The sequence below is a fragment of the Spiroplasma endosymbiont of Dasysyrphus albostriatus genome, assembly GCF_964019495.1.
Lineage (GTDB): Bacteria > Bacillota_I > Bacilli_A > Mycoplasmatales > VBWQ01 > Spiroplasma_E.
On sequence record NZ_OZ026447.1, the window covers coordinates 997,972 to 1,020,510 of the forward strand.

The window sequence follows — 22,539 nt, forward strand, 5'->3', positions numbered from 1 at the left end:
TTCGTTTATAAATAATTTTTCTTTTTATAATTAATTAAAAAATTTTCTTTATCATTTGTTTTATTATTAATAATTATTTGTTTATTGCCACCTGTATTAATTATTTCTTTAAATACTGGTTGTTCTTTAATCATTTTTTTAATAGTTTCTTCAATTTTTGAATTTTCTAAATTATTAGTTTTAAATTTTAAATAATCATAAAATTCAGTTTTAACTTGATATTTTTTAAATATATTAATAATTTCTTTTTCTTTAATTTCTTGATTAAGTTTATTTAACTTATTTTCTGCTTCATTAACTTTATTTTCTATTTCTTGTGAAGAAGCATTGTTTTCAATTAAAGGTTCAGTTGTTTGTTGAACATTATTTTCATTTTCTAACATTTAACATTCTCCTAATCTTATCCCAATAATCAATCTTTAACTAATTGTGGCATTTCACTTATTAGTTTTTTATAATCATTAACAGCATTTTCTAATATATCAATATCAGAAAATTTAAAACAATTTCCTATATCTAAATCAAAATCTCTATCAATTTTGATATTATCTTTTCTATATTTTTCATTAAATTCAATTTTTGTCATATTATTTTTCTCCTTTATTAATTTTTTCGTTTAATTTTGCTAATTTTTTTTGATGTTTTATAATTTTGTTATTTGCTCTAACATGTTTTGGAGTTGTGATAAATCTTTTTAATAAAACAATAATTTCTCTGCAAATTAATGTTCCAACACTTGTTCCGATAATTATTAATTCATGTAAAAATTCTTTCATTTCAAATTTTCCTTTCAACTATTTATTTTCCATTTCACTTTCACTTTTTAAAATAAATCTAATAAGATTATCAATTTTTTTATTTAATTTGTTACTTAATTCTTGTTGGTTTGAAGTTGCAATACCATCATATCTATTAACTAATTTATTTCTTAAATCTAATGCTTCATTTAATCTTTCATAACCAAATTTAAGCGTTTCTCTTTTCTCTTTTATAATTTTTAAATCTTTTTCCATATCTTTATTCATAAATTACTCACCTCCTTTATAAACTCATGTGATTATAATCTCAATTTAATGAAGCATTATCGTGATTTAATGCTACTTCGCTCATATTATCACTACCGTATTGACTAGTTGTTTCACTATTAATTGTGAATCTATTATCATTTACTAATCTTGCAGTTTCATCATTAAATGATGTTTCTTGCATTTCTTGAATATGATTTGTAGTTTCCATAGGTAGTAAATTATGGATTATTTCACTTGCACCAGCAATAATAGTAGGTACTGCATAAGCATTATTAAAATCATTATTAATTCCCATTGCTACACCACTTGATATTAAACATCCACCAGTTGCCATATTACAAATCTTTCTTATTGTTTCAAATTTATTAGGTATTAACTCAGTTAATCCACTAATAAGATTTGAAATACCATAAGCATTTAAACTAATATATGTATCTCAGTCCATTAATGACTGATTTTCTTGTTTATTTAATAGTAATCATGGAGGACCTTCTGTTGTAGTTGTAGTAGTTATTGGAATTGGTGTTGTTGGAATAATAGGACTAATATTACTTTCTGTTCATTTACTATAATTTGCTAAACCAATTGTTCCTAAACCTAATAATATTTTTTTACTACTATTAATTAACTTAGTTTTAGTATTTGGTCTTTGATTTAAATTTCAAATATCTAAACCTAATTTTTTACCAAATAATAAACTATTAATTGAACCTAATAGTGAATTGTTCATTACTTGACCATAATAAGCACTTGTACCAATCATTGCACAAATTGGACTTATTCCAGTTCTAATTAATTTAGTTAAAGTATAATTATTTGTTTCCATTTTTAGTCTCCTTGTTTTTAATTTTTTCCCATTTTTGGTCATTTTCATCTCATTTTTCAAATTTTTTATTTATTAAGTCTAATTTGAATATTGGCATTTTCTATTCTCCTTTAATTTGTTTTTATCAGTTCTCTTATAACATCTAATAAGGAATCTACTACATAAGAATTTAATTCAAATTCATAATTTCTAATTTTAATTTTTTCCTTCTGCATTTATTTATTCTCCTTTAATTTGTTTTAAATCATTTAATAGTTCTATAAATTTTTTCATCTCTTTTGAATGATAATCAATGCTTCAATAATCATCATTTCAATTAAAAATTATATGTGTATCTGAATGTAAAAATTCAACATTATCAATAAAAAATAATTTTTCATCTACATTTCATTTAATTAAAAATTCGCGTTTAGTCATATTTAATCTCCTTTAATTTTCTAATTTTTTAATTGTTACTTTAATTCAACCTTGATAAACATCATTATCACCAACTATTAATGCAACATTACTTTCGGGGTCAGAAACAATTATGTGTTTTGATTTAACATTTGGGTATTGTCTTAAAATAATTGCTCTAATATCATTACTTGTATGAATTGCTTTTGGAAATGGTGATAATATTTCAATTTCATCTTTATTTTCAAATAAAGTAGGCAATATTATCATTAGTCAAATTCACCTTTTTCTATTTTTTCAATTAATAAATTTAAAATATTTTTGTCAAAATCATAGTTTGTATAATTAATTTTTTTAGTTCATTTAATTATATCTTTCATATATTTAAGTAATTTTTCTTTATTCATTATCAAAGTCTCCCTCATTAATATAAATCTGAAGATTAAATAAAACACTTTCTTTTCCTATTTTAAATAAATTACTAGAATTAGATTCTTTATTTTCTTTTAGAGTTGTTATAATAAAATTAATTAATTTTTCTTTATTAATACAATTTTTATGTCTTGATTTATTAATTTCATCAACTTTAATTCTATGTTCTTTACAATATGCTCTTCCATATTCATCAAATTGCTCATCTGTCATATTTTCACATTGTCTTTGTCTTTGTTCATTTTTAATTTCATCATAATATGGTTCATGAATAAATTTTTCAAATGTTATTGTTTCAGTTCATGTACATCTATTCATTATTTATTCTCCTTATTTGATTATTTTTTTTCTAAATTTTTTGCAATTGAATTTAATAATTTTAAAACTTTATATTCATTTTTTAATTCTTTAATAATAAATATTAAAAATATTATTAGTGTTATGCTTGTTATTAATATTGGTACTATTAATAAAATTTTTCATAATATCATTTTTTACTCTTTTCATTTTTTAAATCATTTAACATTAATTGAACAAAATGCACGATTTTTTTTAATATTTAAAGTATTAAAGATTTCACCAGTTACTATAATTTCATCGTTTTTGTTTAATAAAATACAGCGTCTATAAAGTTTTGGTTTATTAAAAATTAAAGTAACATAGTTTAATCCATTTCATTGACCACGAACACTATAATATAATTCTTTATTACCTTTTTCGTAATATTTTGCTTCAATAGTGTTACTAAGTTTTACTGTTAATTTGACATAATTTGTTTTATCTTTCATTTTTATAATTTCCTTAAATAATTATCAAAAATTAATATTTTTTTATGATTTTTTAAATAATATTGAATATGTTTATAAGCATCTTGTTCATGTTTTGTTAATTTTATATTTCCTTTATAATTTTCTATTTTAGTTTTATTTTTTGGTTCACTTTCTAGATAATCTCAATTCATAACATCTTGTACTAATACCATTAATGCACCAATAATTTTAGGGGTTGCTAATGGATTAGTTAATAATTGTTTTGAACTTAAAAAGAAATTTTCTACAATAACTAATATTTTTTTATCAATAAATTTTTCTTTAATTAATTGCAATTTTTCTTTATACATATTTTTAGTTCATAAAACAGTTAATGTATTAAATGTTTCATTAAAAACAATATTATTAGTTTCACTTGAATATATAACCATTCCATTATTACCAATTCCAGCAGGGTCAATTCCAATAATTAAGTCATATTGCATTATTAATCAAAGTCTCCATTTTTAATTCTTTTAATTAATTCATCAATACCTTTTATATTTGGGTCTCTATTTGAAGATAATAAAAATTGTTTTCCATTATAAGCATTTGCTCTATTATTAATTAAATATTTAATTAATTTTTCTTTATATTCATTAATTACTTCTTTTTTAAAAACTTCTCTTAATTTTTCTATATTATTTAAATGTTCTTCTGTTATTTCTTTACTACTTTTTTTATTATATTCATTAATAATTTCTTGGTCTTTAACAGCAAATGGTTTTTCTTTATTCATTATTTATACCCCCTACTTAACTTAACATTTAAGATACAGTCATAACAAATTGCTTTACCGTTTTTGTCTCTTAAAAAGTTTTTTCTTGTTTTTATATCATTAGTATTAAAGAATAAATAATCTAATTTATGTTGTTTACATGTTCAACAAAAATACTTTTTCATAATAGTTCTTTCTAATATATTCTTTATGCTACAAGCAACAGAATATATATTTTTATTTTTATATTATTAATACTATTAGTTTTATTCATTCCAGCAATTCTGGGCTCAAAAATAAATTATGAAATTTTAAAAAGAAATCGAGGCATTCGATTCAATATTTATTTAATTTGTGTTAAACAAATTAATATTTTAATTGAACCGGCACCGCTCAATTTTTTTTACAAGTTTGAAATTTATTTTCTCGCCCAAAAAAATTTTTCAAAAAAAATAAAAAATAAAACCAACACTTGCTCACTGGGGAGTGGCAAGGTTGGTTAAATAAAGAATAGAATTAATACAATAGGTCCCTACAACAGGTCTATATATACTAGTTTCCAATTCGCTCCCACCCCAAGAATTACCATTTCTGGTTAGTATATTTTATTAGGTATCACTCCACTTTTTATTTATCCATGCAAGTCCACATGCTAGCTACTATTTTTAACAACTGTGTTGTAGTTCACTTTTTTAGTTCCCTAACACGTGTTGATAATAGCGTTAAAGACGGTTATTAATTATTAACTTTCTCCTACTTGGTCACTGCGTGTAGTAGATATTTAAAGAATGTTAATAATAAAAATTTTAAAATTTTACAATTACAAAAAAAAGACAAGATTTTTATTCTCGTCTTTTGTCATTTATTTTTAATTCAAGGGTAAAAAAAGAAAGGAGCTATTTTTAAAACTTTTTAGTTATCGACATCTTCGACACGCTCCCAATTTTTTTTAAAATTAATTGCAATACACTAGGTTCTTTATCATTGTTTTTACTTCAAATTTGGAAATAATAATATACAGTTTGTCATTTTGGAAAATTTTTTGGTAACATTCTTCATTGACAACCACTTTTTAATACATATAAAACTGCACAAAACACTTCATATAAATCTAAATTTCTTGGTTTTGTTTTCTTTTTGCTGTTTTCTAAAGTTGATTTTATGTTCTCAAATTGTTCTTTAGTAACATGACTTGGATAATTTTTATGCATATATACCTCTTATTTTAAAATATATAGTAATTTTACATTATTTTCTAAAAGATTCTAAACAGGTTCTAAGTTAGTAAGGAGACTCTTTTTATGACAAGATATAGTAAGGAACTAAAATTAAAAATAATAGAACAATATTTTGCTGGTAAATCTGCCACAACATTAAGCCAAGAAAATAAATTTAGTAGAAAGATAATTTATATTTGATTTATAGCACCTAATTTACTAAAACAATCTGATGATAGCATTAGTTTTATTTTTAATAAACCATTAGAAAAAATTGCTTTAGATATTAGTGAATTTAAAATGGTGGTTAGCCCTAATTACTGGACCATATTTTGATAGATATTTCTAAATTTTTATTTGTAATATTGGTGGTTTTAAAAATTTAGAATGTATTCTTTCATAATTATAAAACATAACATATTGATTTACATCATTAATAGCTTCATTGATTGTTAAATATTGATTTGAGTCTTTAGGCAATCATTCTTGAGATAAATGTGAAAATCAATTTTCAGATATGACATTACCGCCAATATCATATGGTTGTTTTTTGCTTAAAATTATTTGTTTGTTTTTTGCTCATTTTGTAATTTCTTGACAATAAAATTCGTTGGCGTTATCTGAATGTAAAATAACGTTTTTTATTTGATTTCAAGAAAATTGGTTGTTTATTTTTTCAAGTGCAGGAAGAATTAAATCTTGATATGATTTATTTGAAAATGTATTATAACTAACAACATTATTTGAATAAAAATCAATAATTACAAAAAGATATAGTCAACCTTCTTTGGTGTTTATTTGTTTAGTATCCATTGATCAAATTTGATTTGAAGCGGTTGTACTTTTGTAATCTTTGTTTACTTTATCCATTGTAGGTATTCACTTATTTGGATTTTTTTTGTTTTTAGGATAGTTATTTTTAGTTTGTTTTAATCCTTGAATATTGTGTTTTTTCATAATTTTTCGCATTTGTTTTGTTGATAATTCTATATTTAAAATGATATTTTTCTCTTGTTTTAATCACTCTTTAAAAGCTGAAAAAATTCTTAAATATCCATAAATTCTACCTTTTCTTGTAGAATGAAATTCGATTAAAAGTTGGCATAATTCTTGATATTTATGATTGCAATTAATAATATGATTTTTTTCTTTTTTAATAAGTTTTTGTTTATTTTTTAAAAAGTAATATGTTGATCTGTTTAATTGAAGATATTGACATAAGTTTCTAATTGAATATTGATTTTTGCAATCATCGATAATTTTAATTTTTTCTTTGATATTTAATTTGTTAATTATTAATGCTATTTGTTTAATTTTATCCATTAATAAAAATCCTTTCAGGTCAAAATTAGTGTTCATTATATAACACAATTGTTTTTAGAATACATTCAGATTTTTTAAATTAATGGTCTAGTAAAAAGGGCTAAGTGGCAAGTGGCGGATAAGGTAAATTAAAATTATCCAATTCTTTTCTATCATTAAATATAAATCCATTTTTTAAATAAAAACTGTATGGAATGGCAACCTTTTTTAGGACTATTTTTTGGTAGACATTTGTTTTTGATAATTAATTGGAGTTAAGTAGTTTAGAGTGCTATGAATTCTTATGTTGTTATATCAAATGATATAATCAAATAATTGTAGTTTTAATTGGATAAATGATGTAAAAATTTGTTATTAATAAATTCGGTTTTGAAAGTTTTAAAATTTGCCTTAGCAACAGCATTGTCATAAGGACAGCCTTTTTTGCTTAAAGAGCGGGTAATGTTGAATGCTAGTAAAAGTTTATTAATAGTTTTATTATTAAACTCATTACCGCGATCAGTATGAAATATTTGAATATCTTTTAAACAGCGATTTGATTGCATAAATGCTTTATGTACCAATGATGCATCTTTTTAGTACCTACACTATATCTCCAATAATTTCACGGTTAAATAGGAAAGGGTCGCCCCTAAGTTGCAAAAAACAATGTTTTAACTTAGTAAGGAGACTCTTTTTATGACAAGATATAGTAAGGAACTAAAATTAAAACTTAGATAAAAAAATATTTTTTGTTAAAATATAATTGATTTAATTTGATTTATGAAAGAGGTAATGATTATGAAACAATATTTAGATTTATGTCAATATGTTTTAGAAAAAGGATATAAAAAAGCTGATAGAACAGGCACTGGTACTGTTTCTACTTTTGGTTATCAAATGCGTTTTGATTTACAAAAAGGTTTTCCCATATTAACTACAAAAAAAGTTCATTTTGCTTCTATTGTTCATGAGTTATTATGATTTATTGCTGGTGATACTAATATTGAATATTTAGTTAAAAATAATGTTAGAATTTGAAATGAGTGACCTTATAAGAAATTTATGGAAAGTAAAAAATATCAAAATGAAACTTTAGAAGAATTTGTTGAAAAAATTAAAACTGATCATCAATTTGCTCTTGAATTTGGTGATTTAGGACCTGTTTATGGTAGACAATGACGTAATTTTAATGGTGTTGATCAATTGCAGGAGTTAATAGAAAATTTAAAAAACAATCCTTTTTCACGAAGACACATTTTATCAGCATGAAATCCTGCAGAAATTAAAAATATGGCACTACCACCATGTCATACTTTAATTCAATTTTACGTTTCTGATGATAAAAAATTATCTTGTCAATTATATCAACGTAGTGCAGATATTTTTTTAGGAGTTCCTTTTAATATTGCTTCTTATGCATTATTAACAATAATGTTAGCACAAATATGTGGCTATCAGCTAGGAGAATTTATTCATACTTTAGGTGATGCTCATATTTATAGTAATCATTTTTCACAAATTAATGAACAATTAAGTAGAAAACCAAAATCATTGCCAATTTTAGTTATTAATAAAAATATTACTAATTTATTTAATTTTAAATTTGAAGATTTTAAATTAGAACAATATGATCCATATCCGTTGATTAGAGGTCAGGTTGCAGTATAATGGTAATTTTAGTTTGAGCAATGACCAAAGAAAAGGTAATTGGTTTTAATAATAAATTGCCCTGAAAAATTAAAGAAGAAATGCAATATTTTCAGAGCATTACTTTAAATAAAAATGTATTAATGGGTTCAAAAACTTTTGAAAGTATTGGCAAACCACTAAAAAATCGTTACAATATAGTTGTTACTAATCATCAAGAACGTTATCAACAATTTCTAAATGATAATAATATTACTTTCACAAATGATATTATTTCATATTTAAAACAATATCAAGGTAATAAAAAAAGAGATATTTGTATTATTGGTGGTGCTGAAATTTATAAGCAGGCATGAGATTATGCTGATTATTTATATGTTTCAGTCATTAAAAATTTATATAATGGTGATCTTTTATTTCCTGTTAGTAATTTTTCTGATTTTAAATTAATCAAAACAACAGAATTTGCAGAATTTGTAGCGAATGTGTATCAAAGAAAGGAAAAAAAATAATAATGAACATTTGAAAAGCAATTTTAACTTGACCTTATTTATTACAAACTTATAGTAAATCAGGTTCAATGACAAGAAAGGTATTAAAAGACCCAAGTTTAGTTTCTGAAGCAAAACGATATATTTGATTGAAAAAACGTGTGCGTTATATTAAATGATTATATAATATTAAATTAACCGTTCATAACATTGAAAATTGACCAAAAAGAAAAGGTTGTGTAATGGTTGCCAATCATCAATCAAATTTTGATCCATTATTAGTATTATCGGTAAATGATTATAGTTTATATGCACCTTTAGGTTTTATTGCAAAAGAAGAATTAAAAAAAAGACATTTGGCACGAAGATTTATTTTTTTAATTGATGTTTTATTTATTGATCGTAATAATCCACGCACAGCCATTACGACTTTTCAAGAAGCAAAGGAATTAATTAGAATTCCGCGTACAATGATGATTTTTCCAGAAGGAACAAGAAGTCATCAACAAGAAATGCAAGAATTTAAAGCAGGTGCTTTTAATATGGCATATCAATCTTATGTACCAATTATTCCTGTTACTATTATTAATTCTTATCAAATTTTTGATCGAAAATATAAGGGCAAAAAAGATATTCATCTTATTTTTCATAAGGCAATTGAACCAAGTGAATTTATTAAATTATCTACTGATGTATTATCAAAGCAAGTATTTAATATTATTAAAAAAGGAATTGATGATTTTAGCAATAATAAAATTTAAGTAGTAATAATAAAAGGTTGTTAGTTAACAACCTTTTATTATGTTTAAGAGTCAATAATTAATTTCTGATGTGATTTTTGTTTTTTATAATTACGTAAATTTTTTACTGATGTAATTATTAGTGAAGAAGATGTATATCAAATTATTACGATAATTAATCATAGTAGGATATTAATAAATTGTTCTTTATTTAAGCCAAGACTATTTTGTAATAATAAAAATACACTTAAGTAAGCACAAATAACACCAATTGATCCACCTAGTGTGAAAGCAATTGGTGGTTTAATTTCATAGTTTTTATCTTTAATAAAACGTGTACCAGCAACTGGCATTAAAAAAGCTGCAGATCCCATCATAATTGGAAAAGCACATTCAGCGTTAAGACCTAATAAATAAGTAGTTGCCATTGCTGGAGCATAAATACTAATGCCTAATGCCATGAAAGCACCAAGGATAAAGAATATACTAATACCAACCAAATATTTTCATCAAATATCAAGACTATTATTATTACCCGCTGTTGGCATAATTCCAATTTGTTTTTGACCTAAAAGCATGATAATTGAAACAATAAATAATAGAACACCAATAAATAATTGTGATCAACTAAGTTTAATTTTATTTGCGATAATGGCGCCTAAATAGGCACCTAATGTTGCAGCAGAAATTAATGAAACTAGTGTTGGTCATGCTACTTGAATTAAAGCAATAAAAATAATTGCTTCTAAGCAAGTAGGAATACTATGACCAACATTCATAATTCCTAAAATTTTTTTATCATTACGTACCTGTTTTGTTAATTTTAATAAAATAATACTTACTGCAAATGAACCAATACGAATTGTGTCACAAAAATCAGCAATAAAACCAATTATTCCTAGTTTTCAAAATCGTTGTTTAAAATTATCTTCAAAATTATGGATATGTTCTTTATCAAATTGTGAATAACTATTTTTTATAAGATATCATGTAAAAATTGCTACTATTATTAACAAAATAGTAATAAAAATAATAGCAACAATTGAGGGTTTTCAAATATTTGTTAAAAATAAAGTAAGTAATAATACAAATAAAGAAATAGGAATTATTAATAAACTATAGTATATTGTTTTTTTATTCATAGTTTTGTTCCTTTTTCTTTTAAATTTATTTTTGTGTTATTTAGAATTTTATCATGAAAAAATAGAAAAAAATATTATTATTTTTTAATTTTTATATTTCTATTTTTAAAAATTATATTTTTAAAGAATTTGATTTATCACATTTATTTGGTAAAAGATGATTTTGTAAATCTGTAGAATTTATTTGTTCTTTTCAAGAATTTGATTCATTAATTATTTTTTGTATTTCTAAATGTCCATTTCTAGTAGCTCATGTTAAAGCACTATCACCATTAGCATCTAAATGACTAATATCTACACCATTTTTTATTAAAGTGTTAACTACATCTAGGTGTCCTTCTTTGGCAGCTCATATTAGAGCATTATCACCAAAGTAATTAATATGATTAAGGTCAATTCCATTTTTTATTAAAGTGTTAACTACATCTAGGTGTCCTTCTTTGGCAGCTCATATTAGAGCATTATTACCAAATTTAGTTATATGATTAATAATATCACTATTTTTTGTTAATAAAGTATCAACTATTTTTGTGTGTCTGTTTCTGGAAGCTCATATTAAGGCATTTTCACCAATATTATTTTCATGATTAATGTTAATATCATTTTTTATTAAAATTTTAACTATATCTAAGTGTCCATTTTTAGCAGCTATTATTAAAGCAGTATTATTAAATTTAGTTCTATGTAGAATTACATCAGAGTTTATTTTAATTTAAGTATCAACTATTTCTGTGTATCCGTTTCTGGTTGCTATTATTAAAGCACTATCACCATTACCATCTATGTGATTAATATCAACATTTTTTGTTTTTAGGAAATTGATAACTATTTTTGTGTGTCCGTTTTCAATAGCTAATATTAAAAACGTGTTTTTATTTTTGTCTATATAATTAACATCAGCATTATGTTTTAATAAATTATTAATTATTGCTATGTGTCGATTTTCGGTGGATATTGTTAAAGCAGTATCACCAAAGTCATTTATATAATTAATAATATCACTATTTTTTGTTAATAAAGTATCAACTATTTTTGTGTGTCTGTTTCTGGCGGCACATATTAGAGCAGTATCATCATTTGTATCTTTATGATTAATATTAGCACCATGTGCTAGTAAAGTGTTAACAATTTTTGTATAACCATTTTCAGCTGCTCATATTAGAGCACTATCATTAAAGTTATTTGTATGATTAAGGTCAATTTCATTTTTTATTAAAGTGTTAACTACATCTAGGTGTCCTTCTTTGGCTGCTCATATTAGAGCACTATTTTTGTTTTTATCTACATTATTAATGTTAGCACCATATGCTAGTAAAATTTTAACTATTTCCAAATAACCTTTTCTGGCGGCTATTATTAAAGCAGAGTCACCAAGGTTGTTTACATGATTATTAACGTCATTATCTTTTGTTATTAAAACTTTAACTGTTTCTGTGTGTCCGTTTTCAGTAGCTCATATTAGAGCAGTATCACCAAATATATTTGTATCATTAATATAAGCACCATTTTTTAATAAAGTTTTAATTGTATTTACATGCCCATTTTGTGCTGCTGATATTAGAGCAGTATTACTAATTCAATTTTTGTGATTAATAATCTTACTATTTGTTGCTAATAAAGTGTTAACTACTTCTGTGTGTCCATTTTTAGCAGCCATTCTTAAAGCATCATCACCAAAATCATTTATATGGTTAATATTAGCGTTATTTTTTAATAAAGTTTGAACAATTTTTAAATTACCATGTTCAGCAGATATTGTTAATGGACTATTACGATGTTCATCTACATAATTAACATCAGCGTTATTTTTTAATAAAGTTTGGGTTAATTCTAAATCATCATGTTTAGCGGCTTTAATTAATTTTTCATTTTTATTAATATTTATAGTTGTATTTAATTTAGATATTTCTTTTAAATTAGACATTTTTTTCTCCTATCAAATTAAAAAACCTATTTATTTTAAAACTAAAATAAATAGGTAAAAACTTATATTAAGTTTGAAAAAATTATAGCATAAGATTTATTTCTATAGTAAATATAGATAATTGCTATTTAAAATTGCAAACTTTAAGATTAATTAGCTGTTATAATCATTTTTTAAATACTTTAATATATCCCATTTTTATTAATTGACTTAGCACACAATAAGTCATGATTATTCCTAAAACAATTGGAATATAGACTGGCGGTGGTCCTACCATATTCATTTGATGACCAATGTAAGTATAAGGTAAACTTAATCCAATGGTACAAATAACAATTGCCATTATATTTACTGGTCAAGTACCACGACTTTGAATAAAAGGAATTTTTTCAGTTCTAAACATTTGTACTATTAATGTTTGCGTTAATAAACCTTCAATAAATCATCCTGAGTTGAACATATTAATATTTTCTGCAGAAGTATTAGCAAAGACACCAAATCCAAATCCTAAAATTGCAAAAGTAGAGATATCAAAAATGCTACTTATAGGTCCATTAATAAAAGCAAATGGTAACATTCCTTTTGGATTTCAGCGTTGTGGTTTTAATAAAAATGATGGATCAACACGATCAAAGGCAATAGTAAATTGTGAAATATCATATAATAAATTTTGAAATAATAATTGTACTGGTGACATTGGTGCAAAAGCAAATCATGCTGATGCTACTAGCACACTAAAGACATTACCAAAGTTAGAAGCAATCGTAATTTTAATATATTTTAAAATATTACCAAAAATGCGACGACCTTCAATAATCCCTTTTTCTAAAACTAATAATGATTTTTCTAATAAAATGATATCTGATGCTTCTTTTGCAATATCAGTAGCATTATCAACAGAAATTCCAACATCAGCATTTCTTAATACTAAAGCATCATTAATACCATCACCCATGAAACCAACGACGTGATCATTACTTTTTAAAGTTTGAATAATCTTTGCCTTTTGTAATGGGTTTAGTTTAACAAAAATATTATTATTTTCAACAATTCTTTTTAATTCATATTCAGTTAGGCCAGTTAATTGTTCACCAGAAATTAATCCTTTAATTTCTAGATTAACACGATTACAAATTGCTCTTGTTACTAATTCATTATCACCAGTTAATATTTTAAGATCAACACCATGTGTTTTTAGCAATTTGATCATTTTTGTTGCTGTAGGTTTTGGTGTATCAAGAAAAGTTACAAAACCAAGAAAAATTAAATTTTTTTCGTTTGTTTCATTATATTTATTATTAGTAAGATTTGTATCTTCATATGAGACACCTAAGACACGTAATCCTTGTTCATTTAATTTTGTTATTTTTTTATTAATCATTTTCATTAAATCAGAATTTAATGGTATTACTTTATCTTGATAAACTATACGATTACATGTATTAATAACTTCTTCAATTGCACCTTTACAAATTAATTTTTTATTATTTAATTTATCTTCTAAAACAACTGTTAATTTACGACGATTAAAATCAAAAGGAATTTCATCAATTTTTTGATAATAATTACTTATATTTTTTAATTTATTTTTTTCTCCAAATTCAAGTATTGAATTATCCATTGGATTTTTTATTCCTGTTTGAAAATAACTATTTAAATAAATAAACTTAATTAAATCATTATTTGTTTTATTGTCCAATGTTATATGGTTGACTACTTCAATATTATCATTAGTTAAAGTTCCTGTTTTATCAGTACATAAAATATCAATTGCACCTAAATTTTGAATAGCAGCTAGTTGTTTAACAACTACTTTTTGTTTACTCATTTTACTAGCACCTCGTGCTAGATTAGAGGTAACAATCATTGGTAGCATTTCAGGAGTCAAACCAACAGCAACCGAAATTGAAAAAATAAATGCTGCAGGTCAATCGTTTTTTAAAAGGCCATTGATAATTAACACAATGGGTACCATTACTAGCATAAAGCAAATTAACATTAAAGTAACGCGTTTAATTCCTTTGGAAAAACTGCTTAATGGACGTTGTTTATTTATTGTATCAGCAATAGTAGCGAAGTAAGTGTTAGTAGCTGTTGCTATAACAATAGCAATTGCACTTCCAGAAACAACACTTGTTCCCATAAAACAAATATTTTGTAAATCAAATAAGTTTTGATATGCAGGATCGTTAATAGCGTGTTTTTCAGTAGGTAGTGATTCTCCTGTTAATGATGATTGATTAATAAATAAATCGTTGCTTAATAAAATTTTTAAATCAGCAGGAATTAAATCACCAGCTGATAAATAAATTAAATCACCAGGTAACAATTCATTAACATTTATTTCTTGTGCTTGTTTAATTATTTTAATTGAGTTTTCTTTAGTAATTTGATTAATGTTTATATTACGAATAACAGTAGTTGTATTTTTGACCAAAATTGTTAAATGTTTAGTAATAAAAAAAGCTCGTATTGATTGAATGTAAATTAGGGTTCCGCTTAATAAAATCATAGTTCCAACAATAATAGCGGCAACCAATGAATAAATTGAAGTATCATTTGTTGTAAAATATGAGAATAAATTATAGATAGTAATAATTGCTAAAATTATATTGAATGGTCCAAAATATGCTTTTAAAAATTCTAAAATTCAATTAAATTTTGTATTTTTTAAAGTATTAATACCATATTTTTTTCTTCTTATTTCAATTTGGTCTGTTTTAAGACCAAAATTATGTAAATCTAAATTTTTTAGTAATTGTTTTTGGTTAAATTGTGCAATTTGTTTAATATAATCACCATTTGTGTAAACTAATGGTTTTTTAAAACTAAATTGTAATTTAAAATAAATTTTGTTTAAAAAAATCTTCATAATTTCTTTACCTCCTTATTTTTCTTATTTTAAGACTTTTAAATAAGGATTTAGAAATTTATTAACACGCTAAAAAAATATTTTTTTAGTAAAAATACTAGGAGAATATTTGACTGAATCTTTATTTAAAAGTACACTTTTAAAATTACTAATTTTTAAATTAGTATTATTTTTATTATTATAAATGGAATCGCTGTCAGTCATGATATCACTCTCCTTTATCCTTTGACATTTTAACATGTTTCTCTTTAAAAAGATAACTTTTTTTAATTTATATAATTTTAGGAAAAAGATGATTACTATAAAATATTCAAATTTATTTTATGTTATTATTAATTAATGTTACGTGTTACTTTAATAATTAAAATAATAGGAGGTAAACATGAATACATTTGTAATAGTTGGTATTATTATAATAGCTATTGCTATTATTAGTTTTATGTTATTATTTAAAATTATAAAATGACTTGCTATTTGTATTATTGTTGGTGGTATCATTTTGGCTGCATTATTTTTTGGTTTTTGTATATGACCATTAGATAATATTCATTTTACTAATTTTATTAATATTAATAAAAATTAAAATAATAAATAATAATTAGTTTAAATTTTAATTATTGACTATAATATATTTTTGAATAAGAGGTAAAAAATGGAACGAATTAAGCAAGCACAATTTTTAACTAGTGCTATTAAAGAAGAACAATGGCCGCAGGATGAAATTCCTGAATTTTGTTTTGTTGGTCGCAGTAATGTTGGTAAATCAACATTTTTAAATACAATTTGTAATAATGGTAAGTTAGCTAGAGTTTCACAAACACCTGGTAAAACACAAATGCTAAATTTTTTTACAATTAATAATAATATTTGTCGCTTTGTTGATGTTCCTGGCTATGGTTTTGCTAAAGTATCAAATGAAAAAAAAATCCAATTTGCGACAATGATGGATGAATATTTTCAGTCACGAAAAAATTTAAAAGCAGTTTTTTTATTATTAGATTTAAGACATGCACCCAGTAAAGATGATATTGATATGTTGGAATATTTACAACATTATCATTTAAAAATTCATTTAATTGCTACTAAAGTTGATAAAGTTAAAAATAGTCAATTAGTAAAAAATAAAAAATTAATATTATCAACTTTAAAACTTAGCACTAATACTCCTATTATTTTATTTTCTAGTATTAGTAAACAAGGAATTGATTTAGTAATTAGTAAATTAGCAGATGATGTTAATACTGATGAAGTTGAAGTAGAAACTTAATAGTATAATATTTGTTGCTATAAAAAAAGATAAAAGTTGTTTAATATGTATATATTCTTATCTATAGCTAACGAAAGTAATGTTTACTCATAAATAATGTAAAATAATAATATGTAATTTAAACAATTCTTGCACTTACAAGTATAATTCAGCAATAATTAAAATAGATTAGGAAGATTAAATTATGCCAAAACCATACAGTGAGGACTTACGAAGAAAAGTAATAGAAGTTTATGAAAGTAAAAACATGAAAATTAAAGAAATTTGTAAAGTGTTCAATATCACTAGAAAGACTTTATTTTTATGAAGAAAAAGAAAGCAAAAAACCGGAAATATAAAACCAATTTTGAATTATCAAAAAGGACATAGCCACAAAATAAAGGATTTAGATGAATTAAAAAATTATTTAGCAGAAAATAAAGATGTTACAGTTCAAAAAGTAATTGAAAAATTTGGTGATATGACAAAAGAAACAGTTTATAACTATTTCAAAAAACTAAATTATACATATAAAAAAAACTTTTCTATATGAACAAAGAGATAAAAATAAACAAGAAGATTTTTTAAAAGAAATAGCGAAAATAATGAATGAAGATTTGGTATATATTGATGAATCTGGAATTGATGATAATGAATTTTATAAATATGGTTGGTCTGAAAAAGGTAAAAGATTATTTGATAATAAACCTGCATATAAAATAAAGAGAATGAGTATAATTGGTGCACTAAATAAAGGTAAATTAAAAGCTCTATGAGCATTTGAAGGACATTGCAATAGTAAAATTTTTGAATCATATGTTAAAAATATACTAATTCCAGTATTAAAGTGTGGACAAATTATAGTTTTAGATAATGCGACGTTTCATAAATCTAAAGCAACAAAACAATTAATTGAAAATGCTGGATGCAAACTATTATTTCTTCCACCATATTCTCCTAATTTAAATCCAATTGAACATTTTTGATTTGCTATAAAACATAATATAAGAAAAATATTACCAAATTATTGACCAAATATTAAAAACGCGATTGATTTTGTTTTTCAAGATATGAGTAAACATTACTTTAGTTAGCTATATTTATTTATATTGATTATAAACCAGTATATTTATAAATTGTATATGATAGTTTGTAATTATTAAAAATATCAATATTCAGTATAGAATAGAATATAATAATAATTAAATTTAATATAAGTTTTTAACTCATTATTTTGATAAAAATAAATGAGTTTTTATTTGAAAGGAAGATTAAAAGAAATGCCTATAAAAAATGAAATTTTACAAAATCTTGAAGCAAAATCAGAAGAAAATGTAGAACAAAAACCTACAAAATGAAAAGAGTTTAAAACAAAACATCGAACAACCGCAAAAATTATAAAAGTCACTAAAGGTGTTGTTGCTGCTGCTGGTGGTGCCTTATATATTAATCCTATTGCTCAAATGAGCGCTTTAGTTACTGCTACTGTTGCGGGTGGTGTTAGTGTTGTTAGTGACCGTTCTGAAGAACAATTAGAAACTGATATGATAACTGCTGCTAGTGCTGGTGCTGTTGGTGGGATTGTCAATGCTGTAATATTACTTGTTTGTATTCCTGTTGGTGCTGTTGGTGGTGCTATTACTTTTGGCATAGATGCAGCAAAAAAATTTGATGAAAAACAAAGAAGACAAATTGAAGTTGACAATGATAAGTTTGCAGATAAAAAAACCGCTATAAATAATATAGATTCACAAATTGAAGTAAAAATAGAATCAAAGAAAATCGCCAGTTTATAATTAATTTTTAGATTTAAGATAGTCTATGTTATAATATAAATATATTACTTTTTAAGGTAATAAATCGCCAATCATGTTATTGGGGATTTAGTGTTTTTAATATTTTTTAACATTAAAATGTGTATAATTTATTTTTGTATATATTGTGTGTTAAAAAATAATAAAAAAGATTAAAATATTAAAATTTGAGGAGATGAAGTTAATATGAATAATACAAGTGATATAAATGATAATTTTGTTATTAGTAGAGCAGTACTGTCAGATGTTTCATGTACCTCTTGTGCTAGTGTCATCAAAAGACATTTTACCAAAGAAGATGGTATTACTGTTAGTATCAATTTTGCTACTAAAAAAGCACAATTTAGTTATGATCCTAAGTTTTGAAATGAAAAAAAATTAAAAAAGCAATGCATCATTTAGGATATGAAATTTGTAAGTTTGAAACTGAGATTAAAGATATAAAAACGAGTCACCAAGTTGATATGAAAGATATTACAGATGATCATAGTAGTCATAGTCATCATAGTAGTCATAGTCATAGTAGTGAACAACATCAATCTCATATGTCAGAACAACATCATAATCATCAACATAATGTTAAATTACGTGATTTAATTGAACTTATTATTGGTTGAATATTGTTACTACCATTATTATTAATTATGATACCTAATACTTCATTTTTTGATAGTTTACGTAATCCTTATGTCCAACTTGCACTAGCACTTCCAATTCAATTTTATTTTGGTCGTAAATTTTATATTGGTATTTATCGAGAATTAATTAAACAAAAATGACCTGGTATGCATACTTTAGTAGCACTAGGAACAACAACGGCATTTATTTTTTCTATTTATTTAATGATAATTAATAAAACCGAACACTTATATTTTGAAGTTAGTGCTTCAATTATTATGATTGTTTTACTTGGTGATTTAATTAGTGCTGTTGCACAGAAAAGGGCTACTAGTGGCTTAGAAAGTTTAATGTCATTAAAACCAAAATCAATCTTAAAATATGATTATAATACCAAAACAGAAACTTTTATTAATATTGAAGATGTACAATTAAATGATATTTTAATTATTCGAAAAGGTGAAAATATTCCTACTGATGGTCAATTAATTAGTGAAGAAGCATTTATTAATGAATCAATGTTAACTGGTGAATCGCAAGTTATTACGAAACAAGTTAACCAAAATTTAATTGGTGGAACTAATAATGTTGGTGATAGTTTTAGGATGAAAGCAACTAAAATTGGTAAAGACACAGTATTAGCAAGTATTATTAAGGCAGTTGAAGATGCACAATCTCAGAAACCAAAATTACAAAAATTGGCTGATAAAATTTCTGGGTGATTTACACCAACTGTTATTTTAATTGCCATTTTAGTTTTTCTTATTCGTTATTTTGCAGTAGGTAATGGTGTGCAAGAATCATTAGAAATTGCAATTGCAACTTTAATAATTGCTTGTCCTTGTGCATTAGGGATTGCAACACCATTAGCAGTTGCTGTTGGAATTAATAAAGCAGCAAAAATAGGAATCATTTATAATAAGGCTAGTGCTTTTGAAAAAATTACTAAGATTGATACCATTTGTTTTGATAAAACAGGAACATTAACTACTGGTAATTTGGTTATTACTAAAATTTATGGTCAAGAAAAACATGTTAATAAGGCAATTGCTATGGAAAAACATTCAACACATCCTTTGGCTTTAGCTTTTTCTTTATATGCTAATACTAATAATGTTGGACAATCATTGACAATTACCGAAGTTAAAGAACAAATTGGTTTTGGTATTAAAGCAAAATATCAAACTGAAGAATTACAAATTTCATCACTTGAAAATTTACAAAAAGCAAAAATGCCATTTAGTCCATTTCTAAAAACATTTGATTTTGAAACAGTTACTCCTAGCCAGAAAGTATTGGCATTGGCAATTAATAAAGTTGTTACTAATATTTTTATTTTAGAAGATGAATTACAAACAAATGCATTATTAACAATTGAAAAAGTTAAAAAACAGGGAATTGAGGTTATTTTAATTAGTGGTGATAATGAATCACAAACACTTGCTATTGCTAATCGCGTTGGGATAGAAACATACTTTGCTAATGTTACACCACAAGGTAAATCACAAATTGTTGCTGATTTACAAGCAAAAGGGAAAAAAGTAGCGTTTGTTGGTGATGGTATTAATGATGTTATTGCCTTAGAACAATCTGATTTAGCAATTGCAATGGGATCTGGTAGTGATATTGCTAAAAAAATTGGTGATATTACTATTCTTGATAATGATATTAGTATTGTTTATAAGGCTATTGTTTTAACTAAAAAAACTAAAAATAATATTTGAATGAATTTTATTTGAGCATTTAGTTATAATATTATCATTATTCCATTAGCTGCTGCCGGATTTATTATTCCACCGTTGGCTGCAATTGCGATGGCTCTTTCTGATATAACTGTTGTTGGAAATTCATTAATTTTTAAATGAAGAAAATATAAATATTAGATAATATATAAATTAATAATAAATAAAAAAGTACTTTATTTTTTTGAAAGGGGAAATTTAAATGGCTAGACAAAATGAAGAAAAAAGAGCAGAGCTTGATCAAAAGATATCTATTTTACAGGAAATGATACGTATTATAGAAGAAAAAAATAATGTTGAACCAAACCCTGATGAAAAGTTGATTAGAATTAATCAACTGATAATTGATGATTATAAGAACAAACTTTCTCTATTAGTAAAAGAAAGAGAAAATAATGATTGAGAAACAATTAATTTAGAAGATATTGATAAACCTTCAACAAGTCAAAATAAATGAAATTTATCAAAAATATAAAAAAAGTTACCAATTAAGGTAACTTTTTTTATATTTTTAAAAATTAAAAGGTAATGTTTAGTAATCTGTGTAACTTACAAAAATAACTATGTTTAATTAGTTCTAGTAAATATAATTAATTTTCTAGAAAGAGTGAGTTACAGATGGCTAAAAAGCAAAATATTAATAACAATGATCCAATATCACAAGCAGTAGATTTATTATTAGAAAATACTGAAGATTTAACAACAGTTTTTAAAGAGGGAGGATTATATAAAGAATTAACAAAAAGATTAGTAGAAAAAATGTTGAATTCTGAGATGCAAAATTATTTAGGATATGATAAGAATCAACATAGTAATAGTGACAATGCTCGTAATGGTATAAGTTCAAAAAAATTAATAACCCAACAAGGTAAAATTGAAATTGATGTACCAAGAGATCGTAATAGTAATTTTAATCCTGTAATAGTTGCAAAAAGACAAAGAAGATTTGATGGTTTTGATCAACAAGTTCTTTCTTTATATGCAAAAGGTATGACATTATCAGATATTAGAATGCAATTACAAGAGTTATATCATGGTGCTGATATTAGTGAAAGTGTTATTAGTCAAATTACTGATGATGTTATTGATGACGTCAAAGCATGGCAAAATCGACCATTAGATAGTGTTTATCCGATTGTTTATTTTGATTGTATAGTAGTTAAAGTACGACAAGATAAACGGATTATTAATAAATCAGTTTATATAGCTTTAGGAGTTGATTTAGAAGGTAAAAAAGATGTTTTAGGTTTATGAATTAGTGAAAATGAAGGTTCTAAATTTTGATTAGTCAATTTCACAGAAATGAAAAATCGTGGCTTAAATGATATTCTGATTGCTTGTAGTGATAATTTAACAGGCATGTCAGAAGCAATACAATCAGTTTATCCTAAAACCGAACATCAATTATGCATCGTTCATCAAATTAGAAATAGTTTGAAATATGTCTCATATAAGCATAGAAAATCTCTAGTTGCAGATTTAAAACCAATTTATACTGCATGTAGTGAAGAACAAGCAATGCAAGCTTTAGAATCATTTGAAAATAAGAGGCTTTTTAATAATCTGTGTTTC

General features: G+C 24.1%; 32 protein-coding genes and 2 pseudogenes. 13 read left to right on the forward strand and 21 right to left on the reverse strand.

Going from position 1 to position 22,539, the window contains the following annotated elements; translation table 4 throughout:
* Positions 1–5: 5 nt before the first annotated feature.
* The 14 genes and pseudogenes from AACL11_RS05980 to AACL11_RS06045 form a co-directional block, all read right to left on the reverse strand.
* Complete coding sequence (locus AACL11_RS05980) at positions 6–383, reverse strand: hypothetical protein (RefSeq protein ID WP_338986720.1); 378 nt, start codon at positions 381–383, stop codon at positions 6–8.
* A 17-nt stretch (positions 384–400) separates the two neighbouring features.
* Positions 401–586 carry a hypothetical protein gene (locus AACL11_RS05985; RefSeq protein ID WP_338986722.1) on the reverse strand — a complete coding sequence of 62 codons (186 nt, stop codon included), beginning with the start codon at positions 584–586 and terminating at the stop codon, positions 401–403.
* Position 587: 1 nt separating this feature from the next.
* Positions 588–776 carry a hypothetical protein gene (locus AACL11_RS05990; protein WP_174481134.1) on the reverse strand — a complete coding sequence of 63 codons (189 nt, stop codon included), beginning with the start codon at positions 774–776 and terminating at the stop codon, positions 588–590.
* Between the two features lie 18 nt (positions 777–794).
* Positions 795–1,025, reverse strand: coding sequence for a hypothetical protein (locus AACL11_RS05995; protein ID WP_338986724.1), 231 nt, complete (start codon positions 1,023–1,025; stop codon positions 795–797).
* Positions 1,026–1,041: 16 nt separating this feature from the next.
* Complete coding sequence (locus AACL11_RS06000) at positions 1,042–1,854, reverse strand: hypothetical protein (RefSeq protein WP_338986726.1); 813 nt, start codon at positions 1,852–1,854, stop codon at positions 1,042–1,044.
* A 219-nt stretch (positions 1,855–2,073) separates the two neighbouring features.
* Complete coding sequence (locus AACL11_RS06005) at positions 2,074–2,271, reverse strand: hypothetical protein (protein WP_338979823.1); 198 nt, start codon at positions 2,269–2,271, stop codon at positions 2,074–2,076.
* Positions 2,272–2,283: 12 nt separating this feature from the next.
* On the reverse strand, positions 2,284–2,520 hold the full coding sequence (locus AACL11_RS06010) for a hypothetical protein (RefSeq protein ID WP_174480108.1): 237 nt from the start codon (positions 2,518–2,520) through the stop codon (positions 2,284–2,286).
* The gene (locus tag AACL11_RS06015; protein WP_338986728.1) at positions 2,520–2,657 is read right to left on the reverse strand and encodes a hypothetical protein; all 138 of its coding nucleotides are present in this window, start codon (positions 2,655–2,657) and stop codon (positions 2,520–2,522) included. Before AACL11_RS06015 ends, AACL11_RS06010 begins: the two co-directional genes overlap by 1 nt.
* On the reverse strand, positions 2,650–3,000 hold the full coding sequence (locus AACL11_RS06020) for a hypothetical protein (RefSeq protein ID WP_338957301.1): 351 nt from the start codon (positions 2,998–3,000) through the stop codon (positions 2,650–2,652). The genes AACL11_RS06015 and AACL11_RS06020 overlap by 8 nt, the downstream gene beginning before the upstream one ends.
* 20 nt (positions 3,001–3,020) lie before the next feature.
* On the reverse strand, positions 3,021–3,173 hold the full coding sequence (locus AACL11_RS06025; protein WP_338957299.1) for a hypothetical protein: 153 nt from the start codon (positions 3,171–3,173) through the stop codon (positions 3,021–3,023).
* Positions 3,174–3,176: 3 nt separating this feature from the next.
* Positions 3,177–3,470, reverse strand: a complete 294-nt coding sequence (locus AACL11_RS06030; protein ID WP_338986729.1) for a hypothetical protein — start codon at positions 3,468–3,470, stop codon at positions 3,177–3,179.
* A 2-nt stretch (positions 3,471–3,472) separates the two neighbouring features.
* Positions 3,473–3,937 (reverse strand): hypothetical protein, encoded by a 465-nt coding sequence (locus AACL11_RS06035; RefSeq protein WP_338986731.1) that lies wholly within the window; start codon positions 3,935–3,937, stop codon positions 3,473–3,475.
* Between the two features lie 2 nt (positions 3,938–3,939).
* Positions 3,940–4,230, reverse strand: coding sequence for a hypothetical protein (locus AACL11_RS06040; protein ID WP_338986733.1), 291 nt, complete (start codon positions 4,228–4,230; stop codon positions 3,940–3,942).
* 920 nt (positions 4,231–5,150) lie between these two features.
* Positions 5,151–5,420, reverse strand: a pseudogene (locus AACL11_RS06045) (transposase); the annotation flags it as partial.
* Between the two features lie 90 nt (positions 5,421–5,510).
* On the opposite strand from AACL11_RS06045, the gene AACL11_RS06050 reads away from it, so the two are divergent.
* On the forward strand, positions 5,511–5,765 hold the full coding sequence (locus AACL11_RS06050) for a hypothetical protein (RefSeq protein ID WP_338986735.1): 255 nt from the start codon (positions 5,511–5,513) through the stop codon (positions 5,763–5,765).
* A gap of 6 nt (positions 5,766–5,771) precedes the next feature.
* Here AACL11_RS06050 and AACL11_RS06055 read toward each other — a convergent pair whose 3' ends face one another.
* The 3 genes from AACL11_RS06055 to AACL11_RS06060 all read right to left on the reverse strand — a co-directional run bounded on the left by AACL11_RS06055 (position 5,772) and on the right by AACL11_RS06060 (position 7,294).
* On the reverse strand, positions 5,772–6,785 hold the full coding sequence (locus tag AACL11_RS06055; protein ID WP_338986622.1) for an IS3 family transposase: 1,014 nt from the start codon (positions 6,783–6,785) through the stop codon (positions 5,772–5,774).
* A 177-nt stretch (positions 6,786–6,962) separates the two neighbouring features.
* Positions 6,963–7,097, reverse strand: coding sequence for an IS3 family transposase (locus tag AACL11_RS10550; RefSeq protein ID WP_422397947.1), 135 nt, complete (start codon positions 7,095–7,097; stop codon positions 6,963–6,965).
* Positions 7,073–7,294, reverse strand: coding sequence for a hypothetical protein (locus tag AACL11_RS06060; protein ID WP_338986737.1), 222 nt, complete (start codon positions 7,292–7,294; stop codon positions 7,073–7,075). The genes AACL11_RS10550 and AACL11_RS06060 overlap by 25 nt, the downstream gene beginning before the upstream one ends.
* 235 nt (positions 7,295–7,529) lie before the next feature.
* Here AACL11_RS06060 and thyA point away from each other — a divergent pair, with 235 nt between their 5' ends.
* Genes thyA through AACL11_RS06075 form a run of 3 tightly spaced genes read left to right on the forward strand, consistent with a single transcriptional unit; the run spans position 7,530 to position 9,630 of the window.
* Positions 7,530–8,399 (forward strand): thymidylate synthase, encoded by an 870-nt coding sequence (gene thyA / locus AACL11_RS06065; protein ID WP_252320867.1) that lies wholly within the window; start codon positions 7,530–7,532, stop codon positions 8,397–8,399.
* Positions 8,399–8,890, forward strand: coding sequence for a dihydrofolate reductase (locus AACL11_RS06070; protein WP_252320865.1), 492 nt, complete (start codon positions 8,399–8,401; stop codon positions 8,888–8,890). The genes thyA and AACL11_RS06070 overlap by 1 nt, the downstream gene beginning before the upstream one ends.
* 2 nt (positions 8,891–8,892) lie before the next feature.
* Complete coding sequence (locus AACL11_RS06075; RefSeq protein ID WP_252320863.1) at positions 8,893–9,630, forward strand: lysophospholipid acyltransferase family protein; 738 nt, start codon at positions 8,893–8,895, stop codon at positions 9,628–9,630.
* Between the two features lie 44 nt (positions 9,631–9,674).
* Here AACL11_RS06075 and AACL11_RS06080 read toward each other — a convergent pair whose 3' ends face one another.
* From AACL11_RS06080 to mgtA, 4 genes are all read right to left on the reverse strand, one after another.
* On the reverse strand, positions 9,675–10,751 hold the full coding sequence (locus AACL11_RS06080) for a TSUP family transporter (protein ID WP_338986740.1): 1,077 nt from the start codon (positions 10,749–10,751) through the stop codon (positions 9,675–9,677).
* A gap of 112 nt (positions 10,752–10,863) precedes the next feature.
* Positions 10,864–11,463: an ankyrin repeat domain-containing protein gene (locus tag AACL11_RS10555; protein WP_422397948.1), complete on the reverse strand. Its 600-nt coding sequence runs from the start codon at positions 11,461–11,463 to the stop codon at positions 10,864–10,866.
* Positions 11,464–12,675 (reverse strand): ankyrin repeat domain-containing protein, encoded by a 1,212-nt coding sequence (locus AACL11_RS06085; protein ID WP_338986741.1) that lies wholly within the window; start codon positions 12,673–12,675, stop codon positions 11,464–11,466.
* A gap of 160 nt (positions 12,676–12,835) precedes the next feature.
* A complete protein-coding gene (mgtA, locus tag AACL11_RS06090) occupies positions 12,836–15,547 on the reverse strand; it encodes a magnesium-translocating P-type ATPase (RefSeq protein WP_338959504.1) in 2,712 nt (903 codons plus the stop codon).
* A 382-nt stretch (positions 15,548–15,929) separates the two neighbouring features.
* Between mgtA and AACL11_RS06095 the strand changes: the two genes are divergently transcribed.
* The 9 genes and pseudogenes from AACL11_RS06095 to AACL11_RS06135 form a co-directional block, all read left to right on the forward strand.
* A complete protein-coding gene (locus AACL11_RS06095; protein ID WP_338986743.1) occupies positions 15,930–16,130 on the forward strand; it encodes a hypothetical protein in 201 nt (66 codons plus the stop codon).
* Positions 16,131–16,199: 69 nt separating this feature from the next.
* Positions 16,200–16,814 carry a ribosome biogenesis GTP-binding protein YihA/YsxC gene (gene yihA / locus AACL11_RS06100; protein ID WP_338986744.1) on the forward strand — a complete coding sequence of 205 codons (615 nt, stop codon included), beginning with the start codon at positions 16,200–16,202 and terminating at the stop codon, positions 16,812–16,814.
* A 184-nt stretch (positions 16,815–16,998) separates the two neighbouring features.
* Entirely contained in the window at positions 16,999–17,358 is a 360-nt protein-coding gene (locus tag AACL11_RS06105) for a helix-turn-helix domain-containing protein (RefSeq protein WP_338973555.1), read from the forward strand.
* Between the two features lie 28 nt (positions 17,359–17,386).
* Positions 17,387–17,887: an IS630 family transposase gene (locus AACL11_RS06110; RefSeq protein WP_338988468.1), complete on the forward strand. Its 501-nt coding sequence runs from the start codon at positions 17,387–17,389 to the stop codon at positions 17,885–17,887.
* Between the two features lie 186 nt (positions 17,888–18,073).
* Entirely contained in the window at positions 18,074–18,589 is a 516-nt protein-coding gene (locus AACL11_RS06115) for a hypothetical protein (protein WP_338986745.1), read from the forward strand.
* A gap of 204 nt (positions 18,590–18,793) precedes the next feature.
* A complete protein-coding gene (locus tag AACL11_RS06120) occupies positions 18,794–19,009 on the forward strand; it encodes a heavy metal-associated domain-containing protein (protein ID WP_338986747.1) in 216 nt (71 codons plus the stop codon).
* The gene (locus AACL11_RS06125) at positions 18,970–21,108 is read left to right on the forward strand and encodes a heavy metal translocating P-type ATPase (protein ID WP_252320821.1); all 2,139 of its coding nucleotides are present in this window, start codon (positions 18,970–18,972) and stop codon (positions 21,106–21,108) included. The genes AACL11_RS06120 and AACL11_RS06125 overlap by 40 nt, the downstream gene beginning before the upstream one ends.
* 61 nt (positions 21,109–21,169) lie before the next feature.
* Positions 21,170–21,442, forward strand: a complete 273-nt coding sequence (locus AACL11_RS06130; RefSeq protein ID WP_252320819.1) for a hypothetical protein — start codon at positions 21,170–21,172, stop codon at positions 21,440–21,442.
* Between the two features lie 143 nt (positions 21,443–21,585).
* Positions 21,586–22,515: pseudogene (locus AACL11_RS06135) on the forward strand (IS256 family transposase); the annotation flags it as partial.
* Positions 22,516–22,539: the final 24 nt, after the last annotated feature.